Origin of the sequence: Sideroxydans sp. CL21, assembly GCF_902459525.1 — a bacterium.
Classification (GTDB): Bacteria; Pseudomonadota; Gammaproteobacteria; order Burkholderiales; family Gallionellaceae; genus Sideroxyarcus.
Genome location: NZ_LR699166.1, coordinates 106,478 through 126,181 on the forward strand (window position 1 = coordinate 106,478; position 19,704 = coordinate 126,181).

18 protein-coding genes and 1 tRNA gene are annotated in these 19,704 nt (G+C 57.7%); 6 read left to right on the forward strand and 13 right to left on the reverse strand.

Features of this window, described 5'->3' with window-relative positions; translation table 11 throughout:
• Window positions 1–33: 33 nt before the first annotated feature.
• Entirely contained in the window at window positions 34–2,271 is a 2,238-nt protein-coding gene (locus QOY30_RS00555) for a UvrD-helicase domain-containing protein (RefSeq protein WP_283742697.1), read from the forward strand.
• A 324-nt stretch (window positions 2,272–2,595) separates the two neighbouring features.
• Window positions 2,596–2,940 carry a carboxymuconolactone decarboxylase family protein gene (locus QOY30_RS00560; RefSeq protein WP_283742698.1) on the forward strand — a complete coding sequence of 115 codons (345 nt, stop codon included), beginning with the start codon at window positions 2,596–2,598 and terminating at the stop codon, window positions 2,938–2,940.
• Between the two features lie 11 nt (window positions 2,941–2,951).
• Here the strand turns inward: QOY30_RS00560 and QOY30_RS00565 are convergent, their stop codons facing one another.
• From QOY30_RS00565 to QOY30_RS00585, 5 genes are read right to left on the reverse strand one after another with little or no spacing between them, the layout of a single operon-like run.
• Window positions 2,952–3,446, reverse strand: a complete 495-nt coding sequence (locus tag QOY30_RS00565; protein ID WP_283742699.1) for a hypothetical protein — start codon at window positions 3,444–3,446, stop codon at window positions 2,952–2,954.
• Between the two features lie 2 nt (window positions 3,447–3,448).
• Complete coding sequence (locus QOY30_RS00570; RefSeq protein ID WP_283742700.1) at window positions 3,449–4,222, reverse strand: BPSS1780 family membrane protein; 774 nt, start codon at window positions 4,220–4,222, stop codon at window positions 3,449–3,451.
• Window positions 4,223–4,234: 12 nt separating this feature from the next.
• Window positions 4,235–5,176: a homoserine kinase gene (locus QOY30_RS00575; RefSeq protein WP_283742701.1), complete on the reverse strand. Its 942-nt coding sequence runs from the start codon at window positions 5,174–5,176 to the stop codon at window positions 4,235–4,237.
• Window positions 5,177–5,191: 15 nt separating this feature from the next.
• Window positions 5,192–5,521 carry a DUF2782 domain-containing protein gene (locus tag QOY30_RS00580; RefSeq protein WP_283742702.1) on the reverse strand — a complete coding sequence of 110 codons (330 nt, stop codon included), beginning with the start codon at window positions 5,519–5,521 and terminating at the stop codon, window positions 5,192–5,194.
• Window positions 5,522–5,567: 46 nt separating this feature from the next.
• Window positions 5,568–6,284 (reverse strand): LOG family protein, encoded by a 717-nt coding sequence (locus QOY30_RS00585; protein ID WP_283742703.1) that lies wholly within the window; start codon window positions 6,282–6,284, stop codon window positions 5,568–5,570.
• Window positions 6,285–6,450: 166 nt separating this feature from the next.
• Here QOY30_RS00585 and polA point away from each other — a divergent pair, with 166 nt between their 5' ends.
• The 3 genes from polA to QOY30_RS00600 all read left to right on the forward strand — a co-directional run bounded on the left by polA (window position 6,451) and on the right by QOY30_RS00600 (window position 10,821).
• Window positions 6,451–9,234, forward strand: coding sequence for a DNA polymerase I (gene polA, locus QOY30_RS00590; protein ID WP_283742704.1), 2,784 nt, complete (start codon window positions 6,451–6,453; stop codon window positions 9,232–9,234).
• A gap of 502 nt (window positions 9,235–9,736) precedes the next feature.
• Window positions 9,737–10,159, forward strand: a complete 423-nt coding sequence (locus QOY30_RS00595) for a hypothetical protein (protein WP_283742705.1) — start codon at window positions 9,737–9,739, stop codon at window positions 10,157–10,159.
• 11 nt (window positions 10,160–10,170) lie between these two features.
• Window positions 10,171–10,821: an AbiU2 domain-containing protein gene (locus tag QOY30_RS00600; RefSeq protein ID WP_283742706.1), complete on the forward strand. Its 651-nt coding sequence runs from the start codon at window positions 10,171–10,173 to the stop codon at window positions 10,819–10,821.
• Between the two features lie 489 nt (window positions 10,822–11,310).
• Here the strand turns inward: QOY30_RS00600 and QOY30_RS00605 are convergent, their stop codons facing one another.
• From QOY30_RS00605 to QOY30_RS00630, 6 genes are read right to left on the reverse strand one after another with little or no spacing between them, the layout of a single operon-like run.
• Window positions 11,311–12,648, reverse strand: a complete 1,338-nt coding sequence (locus QOY30_RS00605) for a class I SAM-dependent rRNA methyltransferase (protein ID WP_283742707.1) — start codon at window positions 12,646–12,648, stop codon at window positions 11,311–11,313.
• Window positions 12,645–13,544: a tyrosine recombinase XerC gene (gene xerC / locus QOY30_RS00610; RefSeq protein WP_283742708.1), complete on the reverse strand. Its 900-nt coding sequence runs from the start codon at window positions 13,542–13,544 to the stop codon at window positions 12,645–12,647. The genes QOY30_RS00605 and xerC overlap by 4 nt, the downstream gene beginning before the upstream one ends.
• A complete protein-coding gene (locus tag QOY30_RS00615; protein ID WP_283742709.1) occupies window positions 13,544–14,164 on the reverse strand; it encodes a DUF484 family protein in 621 nt (206 codons plus the stop codon). Before QOY30_RS00615 ends, xerC begins: the two co-directional genes overlap by 1 nt.
• Window positions 14,165–14,174: 10 nt before the next feature.
• Window positions 14,175–15,005 (reverse strand): diaminopimelate epimerase, encoded by an 831-nt coding sequence (gene dapF / locus QOY30_RS00620; RefSeq protein ID WP_283742710.1) that lies wholly within the window; start codon window positions 15,003–15,005, stop codon window positions 14,175–14,177.
• On the reverse strand, window positions 15,002–15,571 hold the full coding sequence (locus QOY30_RS00625) for a DNA-3-methyladenine glycosylase I (RefSeq protein ID WP_283742711.1): 570 nt from the start codon (window positions 15,569–15,571) through the stop codon (window positions 15,002–15,004). Before QOY30_RS00625 ends, dapF begins: the two co-directional genes overlap by 4 nt.
• Complete coding sequence (locus tag QOY30_RS00630; RefSeq protein WP_283742712.1) at window positions 15,568–15,993, reverse strand: CoA-binding protein; 426 nt, start codon at window positions 15,991–15,993, stop codon at window positions 15,568–15,570. The genes QOY30_RS00625 and QOY30_RS00630 overlap by 4 nt, the downstream gene beginning before the upstream one ends.
• Before the next feature lie 80 nt (window positions 15,994–16,073).
• Between QOY30_RS00630 and QOY30_RS00635 the strand changes: the two genes are divergently transcribed.
• A tRNA-Arg gene (locus tag QOY30_RS00635) sits at window positions 16,074–16,150 on the forward strand.
• A 144-nt stretch (window positions 16,151–16,294) separates the two neighbouring features.
• On the opposite strand, the gene QOY30_RS00640 is transcribed toward QOY30_RS00635, so the two are convergent.
• Window positions 16,295–18,622: a plasma-membrane proton-efflux P-type ATPase gene (locus QOY30_RS00640; RefSeq protein ID WP_283742713.1), complete on the reverse strand. Its 2,328-nt coding sequence runs from the start codon at window positions 18,620–18,622 to the stop codon at window positions 16,295–16,297.
• A gap of 157 nt (window positions 18,623–18,779) precedes the next feature.
• Window positions 18,780–19,502, reverse strand: a complete 723-nt coding sequence (locus QOY30_RS00645; RefSeq protein WP_283742714.1) for a class I SAM-dependent methyltransferase — start codon at window positions 19,500–19,502, stop codon at window positions 18,780–18,782.
• Window positions 19,503–19,704: the final 202 nt, after the last annotated feature.

Below are 19,704 nucleotides of genomic sequence, written 5' to 3' on the forward strand. Positions count from 1 at the left end.
AGGGATAGCGCAGTCGTGTGGGATAATCCGCCCATGAATTCCACCCTGCTTTCCGGTCTCAATCCCGAACAACGTGCCGCCGTCGAACTTCCCGCCCAATCCGCGCTGATCCTGGCGGGCGCGGGCAGCGGCAAGACGCGCGTGCTGACCACGCGCATCGCCTATCTCATCAGCACCGGGCAGGTCAGCCCGCACGGTATTCTCGCGGTGACCTTCACCAACAAGGCGGCCAAGGAGATGGTGACGCGATTGTCGGCGATGCTGCCAATCAACACGCGCGGCATGTGGATAGGCACTTTCCACGGCCTGTGCAACCGCATGCTGCGGGCGCATTACCGCGAAGCAAACCTGCCGCAGACCTTCCAGATCCTCGATTCCGGCGACCAGCTCTCTGCCATCAAGCGTCTGATGAAGGCGATGGGCGTCGACGACGAGAAGTACCCGCCGCGCGAGATGCAGAACTTCATCAGCGGCAGCAAGGAGCAGGGACTGCGCGCGCACGAGGTGGAAGCCTACGATCCCTACACGCGGCGCAAGGTGGAGGTATTTGCCGAATATGACGCGCAGTGTCAGCGCGAGGGAGTGGTGGACTTCTCCGAATTGCTGCTGCGCTGCTACGAGCTGCTGTCGAGGAACACCCCGTTGCGCGAACATTACCAGGAACGCTTCAAGCACATCCTGGTGGACGAGTTCCAGGATACCAACCCGTTGCAATACCGCTGGCTGAAACTGCTGGCTGGAGTTGGTGAGACTCGCAGACGGTTCCCTCACCCCAACCCTCCCCCGGGGGGGGAGGGAGCGAACGCCGCGCCTGCGGCTCTTTTTGCTGTTGGGGACGACGACCAGTCCATCTATGCCTTCCGCGGCGCCAACGTCGGCAACATGCAGGAGCTGTTGCGCGACTTCCATGTCGAAAACGTGATCAAACTGGAGCAAAACTATCGCTCGCACGGCAACATCCTTGATGCCGCCAACGCGCTCATCAGCAACAACCGCAACCGCCTCGGCAAGAATCTGTGGACGGCGGAGAGCGGCGGCGAACAGCTGCGCGTGTATGAAGCGGCGACAGATGTAGACGAGGCCAGATTCATTGTTGACGAGATCCAGCAACTCAATCGCGAGGGCGTGAGGCTATCCGAGGTGGCGCTGCTCTACCGCTCCAACGCGCAGTCGCGTGTGCTGGAACATGCGCTGGTTTCCGCAGGTTTGTCGTACCGCGTTTATGGTGGTCTGCGCTTCTTCGAGCGGCAGGAGGTCAAGCACGCGCTGGCCTACCTGCGCCTGATGGAAAACACCGACGATGACAATGCGCTGCTGCGCATCATCAACTTTCCCACGCGCGGTATCGGCGCACGCAGCATCGAGCAGTTGCAGGAAGCCGCGCGAATCAATAACACCACGCTGTGGGATGCCGCAGCACGGGCAGGTGGCAAGGTCACGACCTTCGTCGGCCTCATTGAATCGTTGCGCAGCGCGACGAGCGGCCTGCCCCTGCCGGAAATCATGGATCACGTGCTGCAGCAAAGCGGCCTGGTTGCGCATTATCAGAACGAGACAGGCGCCAAAAAGCGCGAAGCGGAAGAGCGTCTCGAGAACCTGAACGAACTCATCAACGCAGCAACATTGTTCGTGCACGAGAACGAGGACGACAGCCTCACCGCATTCCTCACCCATGCTTCGCTGGAGTCGGGCGAACACCAGGCAGGCGATAGCGAAGATGCGCTGCACCTGATGACGGTGCATGCCGCAAAAGGGCTGGAGTTCCACACCGTGTTCATCACCGGGCTGGAAGAAGGGTTGTTCCCGCACCAGAACAGCCAGAACGTGGATGGCGGGCTGGATGAAGAGCGCCGTCTGATGTATGTGGCGATCACCCGCGCCCGGCGCCGCCTGTACCTGACCTTTGCGCAGAGCCGCATGCTGCACGGCCAGACCAATTACGGCATGGTGTCGAGCTTCCTGCGCGAGTTACCTGAGGCCTTGCTGCACTGGATCACACCAAGAGTGAGCGCACGCAAAGCATTCGCAAGCAGTAGTTTCGAGACGAACAGCTACGTCAGCGCTTTTGCAGCAAGTCCGGCTGCACCCAGGCCGCACGCTTCACCCGATTCGATGTGGCGCATCGGCCAGCGCGTGTTTCACCAGAAGTTCGGCGAGGGCGTGGTGACGGACACCGAAGGTGGGGGAAATGAAGGACGCGTGCAGGTCAACTTCAAGCGCGCGGGCAGCAAGTGGCTGGCGCTGGAATATGCAAAGCTCACCGCCATCTGACGCGAGGCTGGATAAGAGACTGCGGCTCATTGTTGCAAGTTACCGGCGACTGACCGGCAAGCTTTTCATGATCGTGATGCCACGGTGTGAAACCTCGTCGACGAAACCGGAGTACTTAAGGAAGCGCTGATTTAATCCCCTCTCCCTCGGTGAGAGGGCCAGGGTGAGGGAATAATTCATTGAATAGCAGCCCTCACCCCAACCCTCCCCCAGTGGGGGAGGGGGCAAAACCGACTAAATCAGCGCCTCATTAAAAGACGGGCTGCCGTGTTCCTCGCACAGAAATAGTATTCTTATCCTTACAACGTTCAACAGGAGACATTCATGAGCACATCATACAAAGCACTCACGCAGGACATCAGCAAGGAGCTCTCCCGGTTTCGCAAAGAGGTTGCCGTGCCGATGGCGGGTTTCGACTCGATGGCCAAATCCGCGATGGCGGAAGGCGTGCTATCGGCGCTGAACAAGGAGTTGATTGCGACAGCCATTGCGGTGGCGACACGCTGCGATGGCTGCATCGGCTACCACGTGCGCTCGCTGGTGCGCATGGGTGCAACGCGCGAGCAGGTCAACGAGATGCTCGCGGTGTCTGTGTATATGGGCGGTGGCCCGTCGCTGATGTACGCGGCGGAAGTGCTGCATGCCTTCGAGGAATTTCAGACGGCTTGACAGCGTATTGATCAGGCTGCCGGAGGCGGGAAACTGGCCGCCATTTTGTCCGGCACTTCGCGCTTGCCGGCCATCGGTATCGCGCTGGCTTCCAGCACGGCAGTGACCAGCACCAGGATCAATGTGGGCATCAGCGCGATACGCGTAAGCGCCGTCCACAGGATGTGTTGCATGTTGTGGTCACTCGAGGAAATGCTGATCAGCCAGCCGACAAAGACCAGTGCCGCAGAAATCGCGTAACCCATCAGCAGCCACTGCGCACGGGCAAAGGCGATTTTCCAGTGAACGTCGACGAACCAGGTGGTGGTCTTTTTGCCGCGCAGGTAGATGAAGGCGATGAGAGAGCCGGAACAGATCAGCGGGATGAGCAGGCCCATCATGCCGACCTTCAGCGCAAGCACCGCCGGGGTCATCAGCAGGTCAAACATGAACAATCCGGCGACGAACAGGTTATGCGGAAATTGAGCCTGTTTGACTTCGGCATCGGTAGCGTTGGCATATTGCATGGTCAGGTCTCCGGATGATGTGAAACTGGTTTGATCGCGGCAAGTTCATGCGCGAACGGAAAGATGTTGCGGTAGCTGACGTAGAGCGAAGTGAAGCCGAGCGGCAGCAGCAGGATAAGGCCGATATTGAACGGCAGCAGGCTGAGTACCAGCGCGATGACTTGCATGATGATGCTGTACAGCGTGTACGGGATGATGTTGCGAAAAGACCCGGACAGGCTGGCACTCAGGGCGGCGAGCGGAGCGACGTCGTTGAAAAATATCAGCATGGGGGCATATTGCAGCGCCAGCATCAGCACGCATACCAGCGTGAAACCGACCAGCAGGCTGAATGCCACGCCCGATCCAGAAGCCCACATCGCATCGATCAGCATCTGCGGATCGGTGGAAGATTTGAAGCTGTCCAGCAGAGTGGATAGCGCATCGCCGCCGATGAACACCATGACGGCGGAAGCGCCTATCATGCCCAGCACGGAGATGCCTCCCAGCGCGACCAGACGCGCCGTATGTTTCCTGAAGCCGGCGAACAGGTGGGTCAACTCGACTTCTTCTTCCTCCTCCAGTGCGCGGCAGACCCGCATGTAACCGGCCATCACAATCGGCATCAACAGTATAGCCAGCAGGGGGCCGAGCACAGGCACCTTGAGTGCGGCGAACATCGCCAAGGCACCGACCAGGGCAAGGGAGATGGACATCAGCGGGTTGAGCATGATGAGCTGGTAACCCTGTTTGACCCAGGTCCAACCGCGTGCGGGAGCAAGTTTCATGATTTCCATTTGAGCCTCAATTCAAAGCCAGACGGTTTGCACCGTGGCAATGTGGTTTTGCAGGATACGTTTGAACTGATCCGGGTTGTGCGCATTCACGATCTCGCCTTCGCGGGGCAAATGCAGGTCGTACAGACGCGATATCCAGAAACGCAGGGCCGCCACGCGCAACGCCATCGGCCATAGTTCCGCTTCCTTGGCGGTGAACGGACGCGCGGCATGGTAGGCATTCAGCATGGCGCGCGTATGTCCCCTGTCCAGCTTGCCGTCGGCACTCATGCACCAGTCGTTGACGGTGATGGCGACGTCATACAGCAGCTTGCCGGTGCAGGCGAAATAGAAATCGATGAGCCCCCCGACGCGCTCGCCTTCCATCAGCACGTTGTCGCGAAACAGGTCGGCATGTATCGTGCCGCGCGGAATATCGGCCAGCGGGTGTTTCGCGTGCAGCTCGACTTCGCTGTCCAGCAGGGCGGCGTCCTGGGGTGAGAGGAATTTTCTAACCTGCCGCGATGCCTCGGCACGCCATACGGCGCCCCGCGGATTGGGCATCTGTTCGCCGAAGCTCAAGCCGGCACTGTGCATTTGCCCCAGCATCGCACCGACCGCGGCGCAGTGGGCCGTGTTGGGTTGCATTACGGACTTGCCGCTCAGGCGGCTGACGATACAAGCGGGCTTGTAATGCAGTTCGCCGAGGAAACGATTTTTCCGATCGGCAACCGGGCTGGGGCAAGGTATGCCGTGCCGCGCGAGATGGGCCATCAGGTTCAGAAAAAACGGCAGATCGTCGGACGTGAGTTTTTCGAACAGAGTCAGCACGAAACGTCCGTTGCTGGTGGTGACGAAATAATTGGTATTCTCGATCCCGGCGGGAATGCCCTGCAATTCGATCAAGGTTCCCAGGGAATAATTGGAAAGCCAGGCAGCAATGTCAGCTTCGGAAACGCGGGTAAATACAGCCATACGGAGGGTCTCGATTCAGAAGCGTTTGATGATCCAGCGCGGAACGCGGAAGCCTGTGTCCAGGCCTTCCTGGCGCGCGAACTTGCCGTCTCCCTGATCGTCGACCAGGTAATAAGGAGGGCCGTACTTGGGCGTGACCTTGATCATGTACAGCCTGCCTCCGACACGATATTCCTCTATGGTCTGCTCGGTTTTCTTGATGATAGTTACCTGCGGCTCCTCGATGGAGTCGTCCGCATTCATCGGCGGAGGCGGAGGGGGTTCGACCTTGGCGGGAGCTTCCGGCTGAGCCGCATAGGCGCTCAGGCTCAGGCAGGCGATTGCGGCAAGATAAATGGGGCGCATGATATTTTCCGGTTGGAATGAATGGTCGGATTCTATCCGATACAGGTCAAAGATTGAGTTGCATCTCGAGCTCTGCCACGGAAGGCTCGAAGCCGCGAGTCTCGTAGTGCTTGAAGATGGCAGCGACAATCTGCTCGGGTTCGTCGATGACCTGTATCAGGTCCATGTCGCCGGCCGCGATCATGTGTTCTTCCAGCAGGCTGGTCCTGAACCATTCCACCATGCCGCCCCAGAACTTGCTGCCGACCAGGATGATGGGCATGCGGCGGGTCTTGCCGGTCTGCACCAGCGTCAGCGCCTCCATCAGCTCGTCCAGCGTACCGAAGCCGCCGGGCATCACCACATAGGCGCTGGCGAACTTGACGAACATCACCTTGCGCGTGAAAAAATGATGGAAGGTCTGGCTGATGTTCTGGTAGGGGTTGTTGTGCTGTTCGTGCGGCAGCTGGATGTTGAGGCCGACGCTGGACGATTTGCCGTAAAAGGCGCCCTTGTTGGCTGCCTCCATGATGCCGGGGCCGCCGCCGGAGATGACCGAGAAGCCGGCATCCGACAACAGGCGCGCGATTTCCTCGGTGAGCTTGTAATAAGGATGGTCGTGCGGCGTTCGCGCACTGCCGAAGATGCTGACGGCCGGATGGATGTCGCGCAGGCGTTCGGTCGCCGACACGAATTCTGACATAATGCCGAACACCCGCCAGGATTCCTTCGATTGCATCAGCTCGGGCGATTGCATGGGTGGGAGTTTCATATCGTTGTTCATCTTGGACCTCGGCTAACAATGGATGCTTTTAGAAATCTGATTTTTTGGGATGCCGCGCAAGGCGCACGGAACGCAGCAACCGAAACATATCATGTAGATAGGCGAGGTTGCGAGTACCGAGCAACGCAGCGATGCGCCCAAAAAACTAATTTATAAAGGCATACGCATGAAGACATTGTTGTTGGTGGATGGCTCGTCCTATCTGTATCGCGCTTTCCATGCCATGCCGGACTTGCGCAGCCCGCGGGGCGAACCGACCGGTGCGATCTACGGCGTGCTCAATATGCTGCGCCGTTTGCGTGCCGACTACCCGGCAGATTATAGCGCTTGCGTGTTCGATGCGAAGGGCAAAACGTTCCGCGACGACTGGTACCCGGAATACAAAGCGCACCGTCCCCCGATGCCCGACGACCTGCGTTTGCAGATCGAACCGCTGCATGAAGTCGTCGCGGCGGCAGGCTGGAACATCCTGATGATCGACGGTGTCGAGGCGGATGATGTCATTGGTACATTGACGCATGAAGCCTCGCGGAATGGCACGCGCTGCATCGTCTCCACCGGAGACAAAGACCTCACCCAGCTGGTCAATCCGCATGTCACGCTGGTCAACACCATGAGCAACGAAGTGCTGGACGAGGCGGGCGTGCTGGCCAAGTTCGGCGTGCCTCCGGAGCGCATCGTGGATTACCTGTCGCTGGTGGGCGACGCCGTGGACAACGTGCCAGGCGTGGCCAAGTGCGGCCCCAAGACCGCAGTGAAATGGTTGACCCAATACGGCACGCTGGACAACCTGCTGGCACACGCGGATGAAGTGGGTGGCGCTGTTGGCGAGAACCTGCGTGCCGCGCGCGACTGGCTGCCGCAGGGCCGCCGACTGGTTACCGTGAAATGCGACGTGGCGCTGGACAAGAAGTTCGACGAACTGGCCGCTCCGGCAGCGGACGCGGAGAAGATGCGCGAGCTGTTCGAACGCTTCGGGTTCAAGTCCTGGCTGCGCGAAGTTTCACTCCCCTCGCCCTCCGGGAGAGGGGCCGGGGGTGAGGGAACACTCGGTCAAAAACCAGCCCTCACCCCAACCCTCTCCCGGGGGGCGAGGGAGCAAGAGCAACGCCAATTCGAGCAGGCGCCGTTACCATCGACGGTCAACGACACCTCCAACTACGAAGCCATCCTCACCGAGGCCCAGCTTGATGCCTGGCTGCATAAGCTGATGGAAGCGAAGCTGGTCAGCATCGATACCGAGACCACCGGCCTCGACGAAATGACAGCGCAACTGGTCGGCATCTCGTTCAGCATTGAAACGCATCACGCTGCCTATCTGCCGCTGGCGCACCATTATCCCGGCGCGCCGGATCAGCTCAACCGCGAGCATGCGCTGCATAAACTCAAGCACTGGCTGGAAAGCCCGTCGCACAAAAAGCTGGGACAAAACCTCAAATACGACCAGCACATCTTTGCCAATCACGGCATCGCGCTGGCGGGTATTGCCGAAGACACGCTATTGGAATCCTACGTGCTGGAATCGCACAAACCGCACGAGATGGGCAATCTCGCGTTGCGCCATCTGGGGCTGTCCACAGTCAGCTACACCGACGTGGTGGGCAAGGGCGCGAAGCAGATCGGTTTCGACCAGGTCGATCTCGAGACTGCCACGCGTTACGCGGCAGAGGATGCCGACATTACTTTGCAACTGCACCAGACACTGTCGCCACAGCTGCAAGGCCGTCTGGATGCGGTCTACAGGCAAATCGAGTTGCCCGCGCGCGAGGTGCTGTTCAAGATGGAACGCAACGGCGTGCTGATCGACAGCACCATGCTGGGCAGACAAAGCCACGAACTGGGCGAGAAGCTGATGACCATCGAGAAGCAGGCGTTCGAGCTGGCAGGCCAGCCCTTCAATCTGGCCTCGCCCAAGCAGTTGCAGGAGATCCTTTTCGACAAGCTGGGCATCCCCTCGAAGAAAAAGACCGCCACCGGCTCGCGCTCGACCGACGAGGAAGTGCTGCAGGAACTTGCGCTCGATTACCCGCTGCCCAAGATCCTGCTTGAGCATCGCGGCATGGCGAAACTCAAATCCACCTACACTGACAAACTGCCGTTGATGGTGAATCGCAACACCGGGCGCGTACACACCAGCTATTCGCAAGCGGTAGCAGTGACCGGGCGTCTGGCCTCCAGCGATCCCAATTTGCAGAACATCCCGATCCGCACACCCGAAGGCCGCCGCATCCGCGAAGCGTTCATCGCGCCTGCCGGTTCGCGCATCGTGTCGGCAGACTATTCGCAGATCGAGCTGCGCATCATGGCGCACCTGTCCGGCGACGAAGGCCTGCTCAAGGCTTTCGCAGCGGGCGAGGACATCCACCGCGCTACCGCCGCCGAAGTGTTCGGCGTGCCGCTGGATGCGGTGAGTAGCGAACAGCGCCGCTTCGCCAAGGTCACCAACTTCGGCCTTATCTACGGCATGTCCGCCTTCGGCCTTGCCTCGCAACTCAACATCGAACGCGGTGCGGCCCAGCAATACATCGACCTCTACTTCGCACGCTATCCCGGCGTGAAGCGCTACATGGACAGCACGCGCGAACAGGCCAAGGCACAGGGGTTTGTGGAGACCTGGTTCGGACGCAGATTGTGGCTGCCCGAGATCAACGGCGCCAACGGCATGCGTCGCCAGGCAGCAGAACGCGCCGCCATCAACGCTCCGATGCAGGGTACGGCTGCCGACTTGATCAAGCTGGCGATGATCGCCGTGCAGGATTGGTTGGAGAAAGAGAAGTTGGCGACGAAACTCATTATGCAGGTGCACGATGAATTGGTGCTGGAAGTGCCGCAGGCGGAATTGGCTCTTGTGAAGGAGAAGGTGCGGGAGTTGATGTGCGGGGTGGCGGAGTTGAGGGTGCCGTTGGAGGTGGGATTGGGTGAGGGGGGGAATTGGGATGAGGCGCATTAATTAGTATTTCCGTTCGTGCTGAGCCTGTCGAAGGATGGGCGAAGCCCGCTGGTTTTTGTTCCCTCTCCCTCTGGGAGAGGGCTAGGGTGAGGGAATACTCGTTGTATTTCCTCTAATCTCAAACCCAACACCGTCGGGGGTAGCCCGACAGCTAGTCACTTTTCTCGTCTTGCCGAGAAAAGTAACCAAAAGAGGGCGCCCCCGGTTTGCCGCCCTTCGGGTTCCCTCGATATTTCGCCAACAAGCGGGGCTGCGCAACTCGCCCTGGCGGGGCACACAAACCGTGCCCCACTGCGGAGCTCAAACAGTGCTCGCCTAAACCTCCGCTTGTTGACGAAATATCGAGGCGGCGCTCAGGGGAGGTAAGGCGAAAATCAAAACTGAATGGTGGGCAACAAGTTGCCCACCATAGTCAAAACAATTCGACTCCGGTACATTGGGTTCTAGCAGACCGACGAGATTGTTGGATATCAAGTTGATAACTGTAAGATTGGGATTTCAAATGGATAAACAAAAGAAGTATCTCTTGTTGGGCGCAACGTTAGCTGTGCTAATTTTGATTGGAGGGTATTTGACGTCGATTTATGACAGATATCATGTGGCGTCGCTAAATGGTGAGTTAAACACGTTAGCCGAGAAATGCAAAACAGAGACAGCAGGAATGCCCCTATGGGCGCGGGCGCCAGAAGGACCTTGGACAAAATATCAGAAAATTCCAGCTTTTTGTGATTCCCAAGTCTTTACCAAGTTAGGTGGGGATGAAATTCAAAAGCAACTCGATGAGTTGCAGTCAACATCGGGCCATGCTTTCAAAAATACAATTAACATTGCGCTATTTGTCTTCCTTCTCTTCGGCGCACCATATGTATGGTATTTCTTGCTTCGTAGAATTCGAGAACTTAAAGATGCGATTACCGGAAAATAGTTAGACCTCATATGTCCATTCCTGTAGAACTTTCTGACATCTGGGAGTTCCTGAATTCACAGGTAGTTTGGCTTCATGGCCGCTGGATTGTATATCGACAGATATACGGTACCAATCCGAAACGAATAGATTTGATTAACGAAGCTGCGCCAACATTTTTTTGGATGATCGAGCAGTCGTTAATGAATGATGTGCAGCTAACGCTAGTTAAGCTTGCAGACCCATCAACAACTTGTGGGCGGGAGAATTTAACCCTAGAAACCTTGGTAACTGAGGTTGAAAGAATATCGACTGGTGAACTATCAACTACCATGCGCCAGTCGCTAGTCAATTTTCGTCAGTGCTGTGAAAAAATCAGGCAACGAAGGCACAAGGATATCGCCCACTTTGATCTTTCAGTTCAACTGGGAAACAAAGCTGAGGTACTTCCCAGTCCGTCACGTCAGGAGATTGAGCTGGCATTGTTGGAGCTTAGAAAATTCATGAATCTTTTTCTTGATTTCTTTCAAAACACCCAAATGGCGTATGAGCATTTTTCGCTTAGTACGGACGGAAATACTTTACTGTTCAGGCTAAAGGAATCTCTTCGCTATGAACAGCTACAATCACTTGGCACCATCCCGCATGAAGATATAGTTCAAAGCACATATCATCTGGACTAACTATTGAAAAGCAGAAATGATGGCAGCTAAATCAAGTAGTGTGGGCACGAAGTGCCCACACTGTGGTTTTGATTTTCGATTTCCCCTCCCCTGAGCGCCGCCTCGATATTTCGCCAGCAAGCGGAGGTTTAGGCGAGCACTGTTTGAGCTCCGCAGTGGGGCACGGTTTGTGTGCCCCGCCAGGGCGAGTTGCGCAGCCCCGCTTGTTGGCGAAATATCGAGGGAACCCCGAAGGGGCGGCAAACCGGGGGCGCCCTCTTTTGGTTACTTTTCTCGGCAAGACGAGAAAAGTGACTAGCTGTCGGGCTACCCCCGACGGTGTTGGGTTTGAGATTAGAGGAAATACAACGAGTGTTCCCTCACCCTAGCCCTGATGGAACTACTAGCCATTCGACTAGGCTGCCAAACAACGTCAGCCAAGTCGCTGGTTATCTCCCAGAGGGAGAGGGGATCAGACCCGAGGAGCTTGAGCCGTCAGGCGACTTCCGACTAAGCCACCCTCAACACCAACCCCTTCAAATACGCCCCCTCCGGAAAACTCAACAACACCGGATGATCCGCTGCCGCATGCAGCTTCTTCACGATCTGCGCATCCACCCCTGCATCCAGCGCCGCCCCCGCAATGATCTTCTGAAACAGATCATCACTGATGCCGCCGGAACACGAGTAAGTAAACAGCAAACCACCCGGCCGCAACAGCTTGAAGCCCAGCAGGTTGATGTCCTTGTAGGCGCGCGAGGCCTTCTCGGCAAAAGCCGCAGTGGGTGCGAACTTGGGCGGGTCGAGCACGATGAGGTCGAACTTGCGGTTCTGGTCGCGCAGTTTGCGCAGGGCTTCGAACACGTCGGCGCATTGCCACTCGGCACGTGATGGATCGAATCCGTTCAATTCCGCATTGGACTGCGCCAGTTGCAGCGCCTCCTGCGAAGAATCGATGGAAAGCACCGACTTCGCATCGCCGTGCAATGCATAGAGCGAGAAGCCGCCGGTGTAACAGAAACAGTTAAGCACGTCGCAATCGGCTGCCAGCGTGCCGGTCAGGGCGCGGTTGTCGCGCTGGTCCAGGTAGAAGCCCGTCTTCTGTCCGGCGGCGACATCCACCGCGAAGCGGATCCCGTGTTCGGTTACTTCGACTTTATCCGGCAATGCGCCCCGTAGCACGCCGCTGCGCACGGGGAGGCCTTCCAGTTCGCGTCCGTCGGAATCCGAGCGTTCGTAGATGCAAACGGGCGAACACAGTTCCTGCAGGATGTCGGCCAGTGTGTCGCGCCAATGTTCCGGCCCCGCGCTGCCCAACTGCATGACCAATACGTCGCCGTATTTATCCACGATGAGACCGGGCAAACCGTCCGATTCGCCGTGGACAAGGCGCATGCCGTTGCTGTCGCGACCAAGGCCGAGTGCGCGCCGTGCTTTCAGAGCGAGGGCGATGCGGTTGCGGAAGAATTCCTTGTCGATGACATCGGTTTCGCGCCACGACCATACGCGTGCGGTGATCTGCGATTCGGCGTTGTATGCGGCCCACGCCAGAAATTTCCCCGAGGCATCGCGCACCGCTACGGTATCACCGCTGGCAGGCGCACCGTCGATGCATTCGATCGCGCCGGAGAATATCCACGGGTGGCGGCGCAGCAGCGATTTGTCTCGGTCCGCCTTGAGGATGAGGCCAGGGCGTCCCATTGCATTTCCGGTGCGAACCGGTGCGGCGGGTTTCGGCGCATGTGTTTCCGTCTTCTGTTTGTCGCGCTTCACACGGTTGCGAAAATCGATGCCGCCTTGCGATGGGCGGTGCGGTGTTGAATGTGATTTGGTCTTTGGAGTGTTCATGTTTTCTTTTTGGCACGCGGATGCGCACTGTCGTAAATTTTGGCGAGGTATTGGAAATCGAGGTGAGTATAGACCTGTGTGGTGGAAATGCTGGCGTGACCCAACATTTCTTGTACCGCACGCAGGTCGCCCGAGGATTGCAGCACATGCGTGGCGAAGGAATGGCGTAGCAGGTGCGGATGCACGCCGCTGGCAATGCCCTGGGTGATGCCGCGCTGGCGCAGGTGCAGTTGCACGGTGCGCGGGCTGATGCGGGCGCCGTTCTTGCCGACGAACAGGGCCGTCTCGCCCGGTTTGGCGATCGGTTCGCGCACCGCCAGCCACGCTTTCAAGGCGTCGATGGCATGGCTGCCCAGCGGCACGATGCGCGTCTTGTTGCCTTTGCCGGTGACGCGCACCGAGGCGTCGGCAAAATCCATGTCGATGGGATCGAGGCTCACCAGTTCTGCCAAACGCAAACCCGAGGAATAGAGCAATTCGAACATCGCCTTGTCGCGCGCATCCATCGGCGTTTCAACGGGCATCTCGACCAGTTTCACCGCCTCGTCGGGTGAGAGCGCATGCGGCAGGGTCTTGGGTGCCTTCGGCGCACGCAGGCCGACACAGGGGTTGCTCTTGCAGCCGTGGTCGCGCATCAGGTAGCCATAGAAACCGCGCCAGGCTGAAAGCACACGCGCCAGAGAACGCCCGCCCAGGCCGCTGCCGTGCAACTGCGCGATAAAGCGGCGGATGTGGTGGCTCTTGAGGTCGGGCAGCGGGGTCGTTCCGGCAAGCGCCAGCAAGCGCCGGATGTCGCGTGCGTAGTTCTCGGCAGTCAGCGGGGAATAGTTGCGCTCGTTGTGCAGGTAGGCGAGGTAGCCTTGCAGTGTGACGGGGACTTGTTCAGTGGCGGGCATCAGACATGCAGATGGAACGCACTGCCCAGAGTCTCCGCGATGCGTTGCAGGAACAGCGTGCCCATTTCCGGATAGAAACGCTCCTTGTCTTCGCTGGCGAGGATGAGCAGGCCGATGGTCTGGCCGTGCGCGCGCAACGGCAGGTAGGCAAAAGAGCGCAGGTGTTCGCCGGCTTCGCCAAACCAGGGCAAAGTGTCATGGATCGCGTGATGGGTGCAGACCGGTTGTTTGTGTTCGTCGGCGAAGGCCAGCACCTCGGCGCTGGGCGGCTCGTCCTTCCAGAGATGCAAGGCGACATGCGGAACGGCGAAGATGTCGCGCAGGTTGTGCACGATCAGGCTCTGCAGCGTGGAGCGGTCATGCGGACCGAACAGCGCGCTATTGAACTGATGCACTTTGAGCTGCAACGCATCGTTCTCTTTGGCGTATTCCAGCAAGTCGTGCAGTTTTTTTTCCAGGTCTTTCACGCGTTCGCGCAGGGTGAGCAACTGGCGTTCGCTCAACGAGATGGTGCGCCCGCCGTGCGGGTGGGGCAGGTTGATCTGCGACAGCATTTCCGCGTGGTCTTCGAAGAACTGCGGATTGTCCAGCAAGTATTGTGCTACGTCTTCTGCTCTCATTGTTTACTTTCTACAAGTTGATCTCGCCCTCGAACACCGTGATGGCCGGGCCGGTCATCAGTACCGGCGAATGTTCGCCGGCCCAGGTGATGCTGAGTGAACCGCCGCGTGTGGCGACATTTACGGTGTTGTCCAGCAGCTTGCGCCGGATGCCGGCAACGACGGCAGCGCAAGCGCCGGTGCCGCAGGACAGGGTTTCGCCTGCACCGCGCTCAAACACGCGCAGCCTGATATGAGTCCTGTTCACGACCTGCATGTAACCGGCGTTCACGCGCTTGGGGAACCGCGGGTGATGTTCGACCAGAGGCCCTTGCGTGGTCACGGGAGCGGCTTCGATATTCTCAACCACTTGTACGGCGTGCGGGTTACCCATGGATACGGCGGTAATGTGCAGAACCTCTGTGCCAATTTGCAAGGGCTGGATCACTTCATGGCTATCGCTTACAAAAGGGATCTGCGACGGATCAAAGATCGGCGCACCCATATTCACGGTAACGCGCCCGTCATCTTCCAGGCGCGGCGAGATCAGTCCGCTCTTGGTCTCCACCACGATCTCGCGCTTGCCGGTGAGCTTGTGTTCGTGCACAAAACGCACGAAGCAACGCGCGCCGTTGCCGCATTGCTCCACTTCGCCGCCGTCGGCATTGAAGATGCGATAGCGGAAATCCGCATCTTCGCGGTGCGTTTTTTCCACCAGCAATACCTGGTCGCAGCCGATGCCGAAATGGCGGTCGGCGATGAAGCGGATCTGCTCGGGCGACAATGCGATCGATTGGCGCACTCCGTCGAGCACCACAAAGTCGTTGCCTGCGCCGTGCATTTTGGTGAATTTAAGGGTCATCTCAGTAGTTCTTTATATCTGAAACAGTCTGTCGTATGGTCGTTCACCATGCCGGTTGCCTGCATGTGAGCGTAGCAGATGGTGCTGCCGACGAATTTGAATCCGCGCCGTTTTAGCTCCTTGCTCATCGCATCCGATTCCGGCGTGCTGGCAGGGATTTTGTCGATGCTGCGCCTTGCGTTCTGCTTTGGTTTGCCGTCGACATACTGCCAGATGAATTTATCGAAGCTGCCGAATTCGGACTGCACGTCGAGAAACTTTTGGGCGTTGGTCACGGCTGCAGCCACCTTCAGCCGGTTGCGGACAATCCCCGGATTCTGCAACAACGATTCTATTTTATTCGCATCATAACGGGCAATCCGTGTTGCGTCGAAACCATCAAACGCGGCACGGTAGTTTTCGCGTTTTTTCAGGATGGTGATCCAGCTTAATCCGGCCTGCGCGCCCTCCAGGATCAGGAACTCGAAAAGCAAATGGTCGTCGTGCAAAGGCACCCCCCATTCGGTATCGTGGTACGCCCGATATAGGGGATCGTCACCGCACCAGACGCAACGCGCCTTATTCAAGAGCCGGTTCCGCACAATTGTGTGTGGTCGCGGAACATGCAGCGATCCATCACCACGTTGATGCCCGCCTGTTTTGCCCGTAGCGCAGCTTCCTCATGCACCACGCCATCCTGCAACCACAGATTCTTGACGCCCAGCTTGATGCAGCTATCAACGATAGCGGGCACATGCTCGGGAGCGCGAAATACATCCACGATGTCGGGCAGTTCGGGCAGGCTTTCCAAGTCGGGATAGGCCTTCTCGCCCAACACCTCCGTCACCAACGGGCGCACCGGGATGATGCGGTAACCGAAGCTTTGCAAGGCCTGCGCCACGTGGAAACTGGGGCGGTTCGGGTTGGATGAAAGGCCGACCACGGCCACGCTGCGAACTTCGCGCAACAATTTGCAAATATCCTGAGGGGTGGGATTGGAGAAGCTCATGTTGTGTACGATAGCATTTTTTGCGCTATCCGGCGCGGGCGGGGCATGCAAAAAAACGCTATACTGCGCGCCGTTTCAAAGCGCTCGTAGCTCAGCTGGATAGAGTATTGGTTTCCGAAGCCAAGGGTCGTGGGTTCGACTCCCGCCGAGCGCACCAATTCGGGTTAAAAGTGGGCACTTGATCCAAGTCGCCCATTTTTATTTTCAGCATTGTCTCCGCTAAAGCCCCATAACTTATTCCTGATGGTGGCGGTTTTATCCTCTACCACGATCTTATCCACCAGAATGTTCAGATGGCTATCTAGAAGCCGAAATGCTTGAACACGCGTATCTTGATGAAATCCACCGCGATCAGATAAACCATCACCAGTGCCACCAGCCCGGCGACCAGTTCAACGGGTATGGCAGTCATGAGTATGCCCTTTGTGGCGAAAATAAAGACAACGACGATATCGAGCAAGGAAGCAATCAGCATCCATTGGCTCGGCAGCGATTGCCAGAAATGGCGGCGCTCGCGTACCAGATAAACGTTACCCTGACCGGTAAAGACCAGCATCACGAAGATCAGCGTCTGTAACTGGTTCAACGGCAGATGCAGCCAGTCGCGCCCGGCAAAAAACACGGCGAACGACAGGATCAGCACGAAGCCGGCGAGAATGCCCGACGTCAGCATCAGGTTGGGAATGTTCCAGCGTTCGGGTTTGCGCGAGAAAGAAACATGGTCCGTGGCGATGGACATCGTGACGAAATCGTTGGTGAACAGCAGCAGCACCATCAGCAGCGGGGTGATCACGAACACGCCCGTCAGCATGACACCGACACTGAGGAAGATGGCGATCTCCAGTGTCTTGATGATCTTGTTCATGGTGTAGGTAAGCATGCGCTGGTTGATGCGCCTGCTGGTTTCTATCGCAGCCTTGATGTCTCCCAGTCCGGGGTTGGTCAGCACCAGGCTGGCGGCGGCCTTGGCGACATCCGTGGCATTGGCCATGGCTATGCCAACCTCGGCCTGCTTGAGTGCTGGCGAATCGTTGACGCCGTCGCCGCTCATGCCGACTACATGTCCGCTTTGCTGCAACGCCAGCACCAGACGAAACTTGTCTTCAGGCAACACGCGGGCAAATACATCGTAGTCCAAAGCGCCTTGTTCGATGGCTTCCTGCAGCTTTTCCGGCGCGCACACGCGTGCGCCGATACCCACTTTTTCAGCCACCGCGCGTGCCGTGGATGGACCATCGCCGGAAACCATCAACACCCGCACTCCCAGATTGTGCAGATCCTGGATCAACATTCGGGAGTCTTCCCTTGGCGGATCTTGCAGTGCCACCAACCCCGCAAGTTGCAAACCGTTGCTGCCGGTTTCGATGGCAACGGCCAGGACGCGCGAACCGTCCGCCCCCAATTTTTCCACGTCAGAGCCGATGTCGATTCCATTCACGACCAGCCCGCCAATCACGCGCGGTGCTCCCTTAAGCACGCGCAATTTATTGTCGCTCTGGTCATACTGCGCTTCGGAACGTTTGGTCTCCGGGTCGAACGGAATAAAGCCCAGGCGCCGAGGCAGTTGGGACAGCAAGCCGCGTACCTGCGCGGCATCCAGAATGGCCAGATCTATCGGGTCTTGTGTCGAATGGTCGCAGGCGAGCGCAGCCCAATACAGCAGATCTTTGTCGTTATAGGGTGCGTATGAACGGAGCGCGGTGAGCGCCAGCCGGTTTTGAGTGATGGTGCCGGTCTTGTCGCTTGCCAGCACATCCATTGCGGCGGCTTCCTCGATGGCCGACAAACGCGTCACCAGAACGCCGTTTTTGGCCAGTTCCAGCGCACCGAGCGCCGTTGCGAGAGTATAGGTAGCCGGCAGTGCGATGGGCACGGAAGCAACCAGCAGGATCAACGCAAAAGGAAGCACTTCGGTCAGGGGGATTCCGTACAACGCGCTGTATGTCAACAAGGCGGCAACCAGGATCGCGTCCAGTGTCACCAGATATTTGACGATCGTAACGATGAGCGTTTCCAGGTGGCTTACGGACTTGGCGCTACGCACAAGTTCGGCCGTCTTGCCAAAAAACGTATGGACTCCGGTTGCGGTGACCTCGCCCGGTGCTTCGCCGCGCTTCACAATGGCGCCGGCATGCACAAAAGATCCGGAACCTGCTTCAACCGGCAACGATTCGCCGGTAAGTGCGGATTGATCCAGAAGCAATTTGCCGTCAAGCAAACGAATATCCGCTGTGGCAAGGTCGCCCATGCGCAGGTACACCACGTCGCCCGGTACGAGTTGTTGAGCCGGTAATTTTTGCCAGATATTGTCACGCAAGACGCGGACCTGAATCTCCAGGCGGCTCTTCAGCATTGCCAATGCGTTGTTGGCGCGATTTTCATGCGCAAACCCCAGTACGGCATTGAATGCCAGCAGGGCGGCAATGATGGCGGCTTCGTCCGGCTTGCCCAGCGCGAATTGCAAGGCGATCGTCGCTTCCAGCATCCAGGGCACCGGTGCCCAGAATTTGCGCAGGAAAACAAGCCAGACATGAGGGCGGTCTTCCGCCACCGCATTGGGCCCGTACGTTGACTGCCGTTGCAGGGCTTCGGTGCTGGTGAGTCCTTGCAGTGCGGCGGCTTCAGGCATGTTTCCCACCTTGTCAGAAGTTGTCGGCAGAAGTGTAGAGTGCAGTTTCGGATGCCGGACACAGATCGGCAAGATGATCGTCCGACAGGCACTTGTATGTTTTCTGCCGCCCCGCCGAATGCTACCGCCCCCGGTACTGCGAATTATTAATTAATTTTCACGGAGCCGGTTTTGCGAAAAGGTCGATTCGGATGGGGGTGAGGAATGCCGCTCCAGTCGGGGACATGTGCCGGTTGAATTTTGAGCGGACCTCTTCAAGCAGGGCAGGTGATAGTTGGTGATCGGTATGGGTCACTTTGAGAACCTGGTTTTCGAATTGACTGAAACTTTCAAAATGCGAAGGTTGCAAGAAAAATTTCTGCTGGACCAGTGTTAGCTGCCGAGTTGAGACTGCACGCACTTCGGCGGCGAAAGCGGCTTCGCGTACCTTCTTTTCGTCGTGGAATAGCCGGAGTATTTCGTTGAATTCTCCGGCATAGACTGGCTCGGAGATATAAGCCATGCCACCCGGCTTCAATACACGGCAGATTTCGGAAAAAGCGTTGTCGAGGGATTCGGACGGTACGTGGTGCAGGGACTTGAACATCAACACGATATCGAAATTCGAATCGGCGGCAGGAATATTTTCGGCGCCGCCGTACTCGAAACGGACGTTGGGCAGATCCCCGATCATCTTGTTCTTTGCGAGCTGAAGTTCGTCCACTTCCAGGGCAAGTACCGAAGCGGCTTTTTCACTGACCAGACGAGTTTTCTCCGCTTTGCCGCAGCCGAGTTCGAGTACCCTCGAACCTTCCAGGTGCAGAAGTTGGTCCATGATTTCCCGCTCGTTGGCAACAAGGGTGACCTGTGGGGCGTCGATACTCATTTGGATGATTGTCATGTCTGATCCTTATGTTTTCCATCCGTTACTGCGATTGGCAGCATGTTTAGAATGGGCATGCTGAACTGTATGCTGTCGCGTTCCGCAAGAATTTAACAGCCTGATGCATATGGCGGCAATATTTCCGCAAAGTATCCATACTTCATACAGGGAATGCCGGATTGCATCTCCATTGTTGCGCGGGTGGGTTTGGAACGGACCG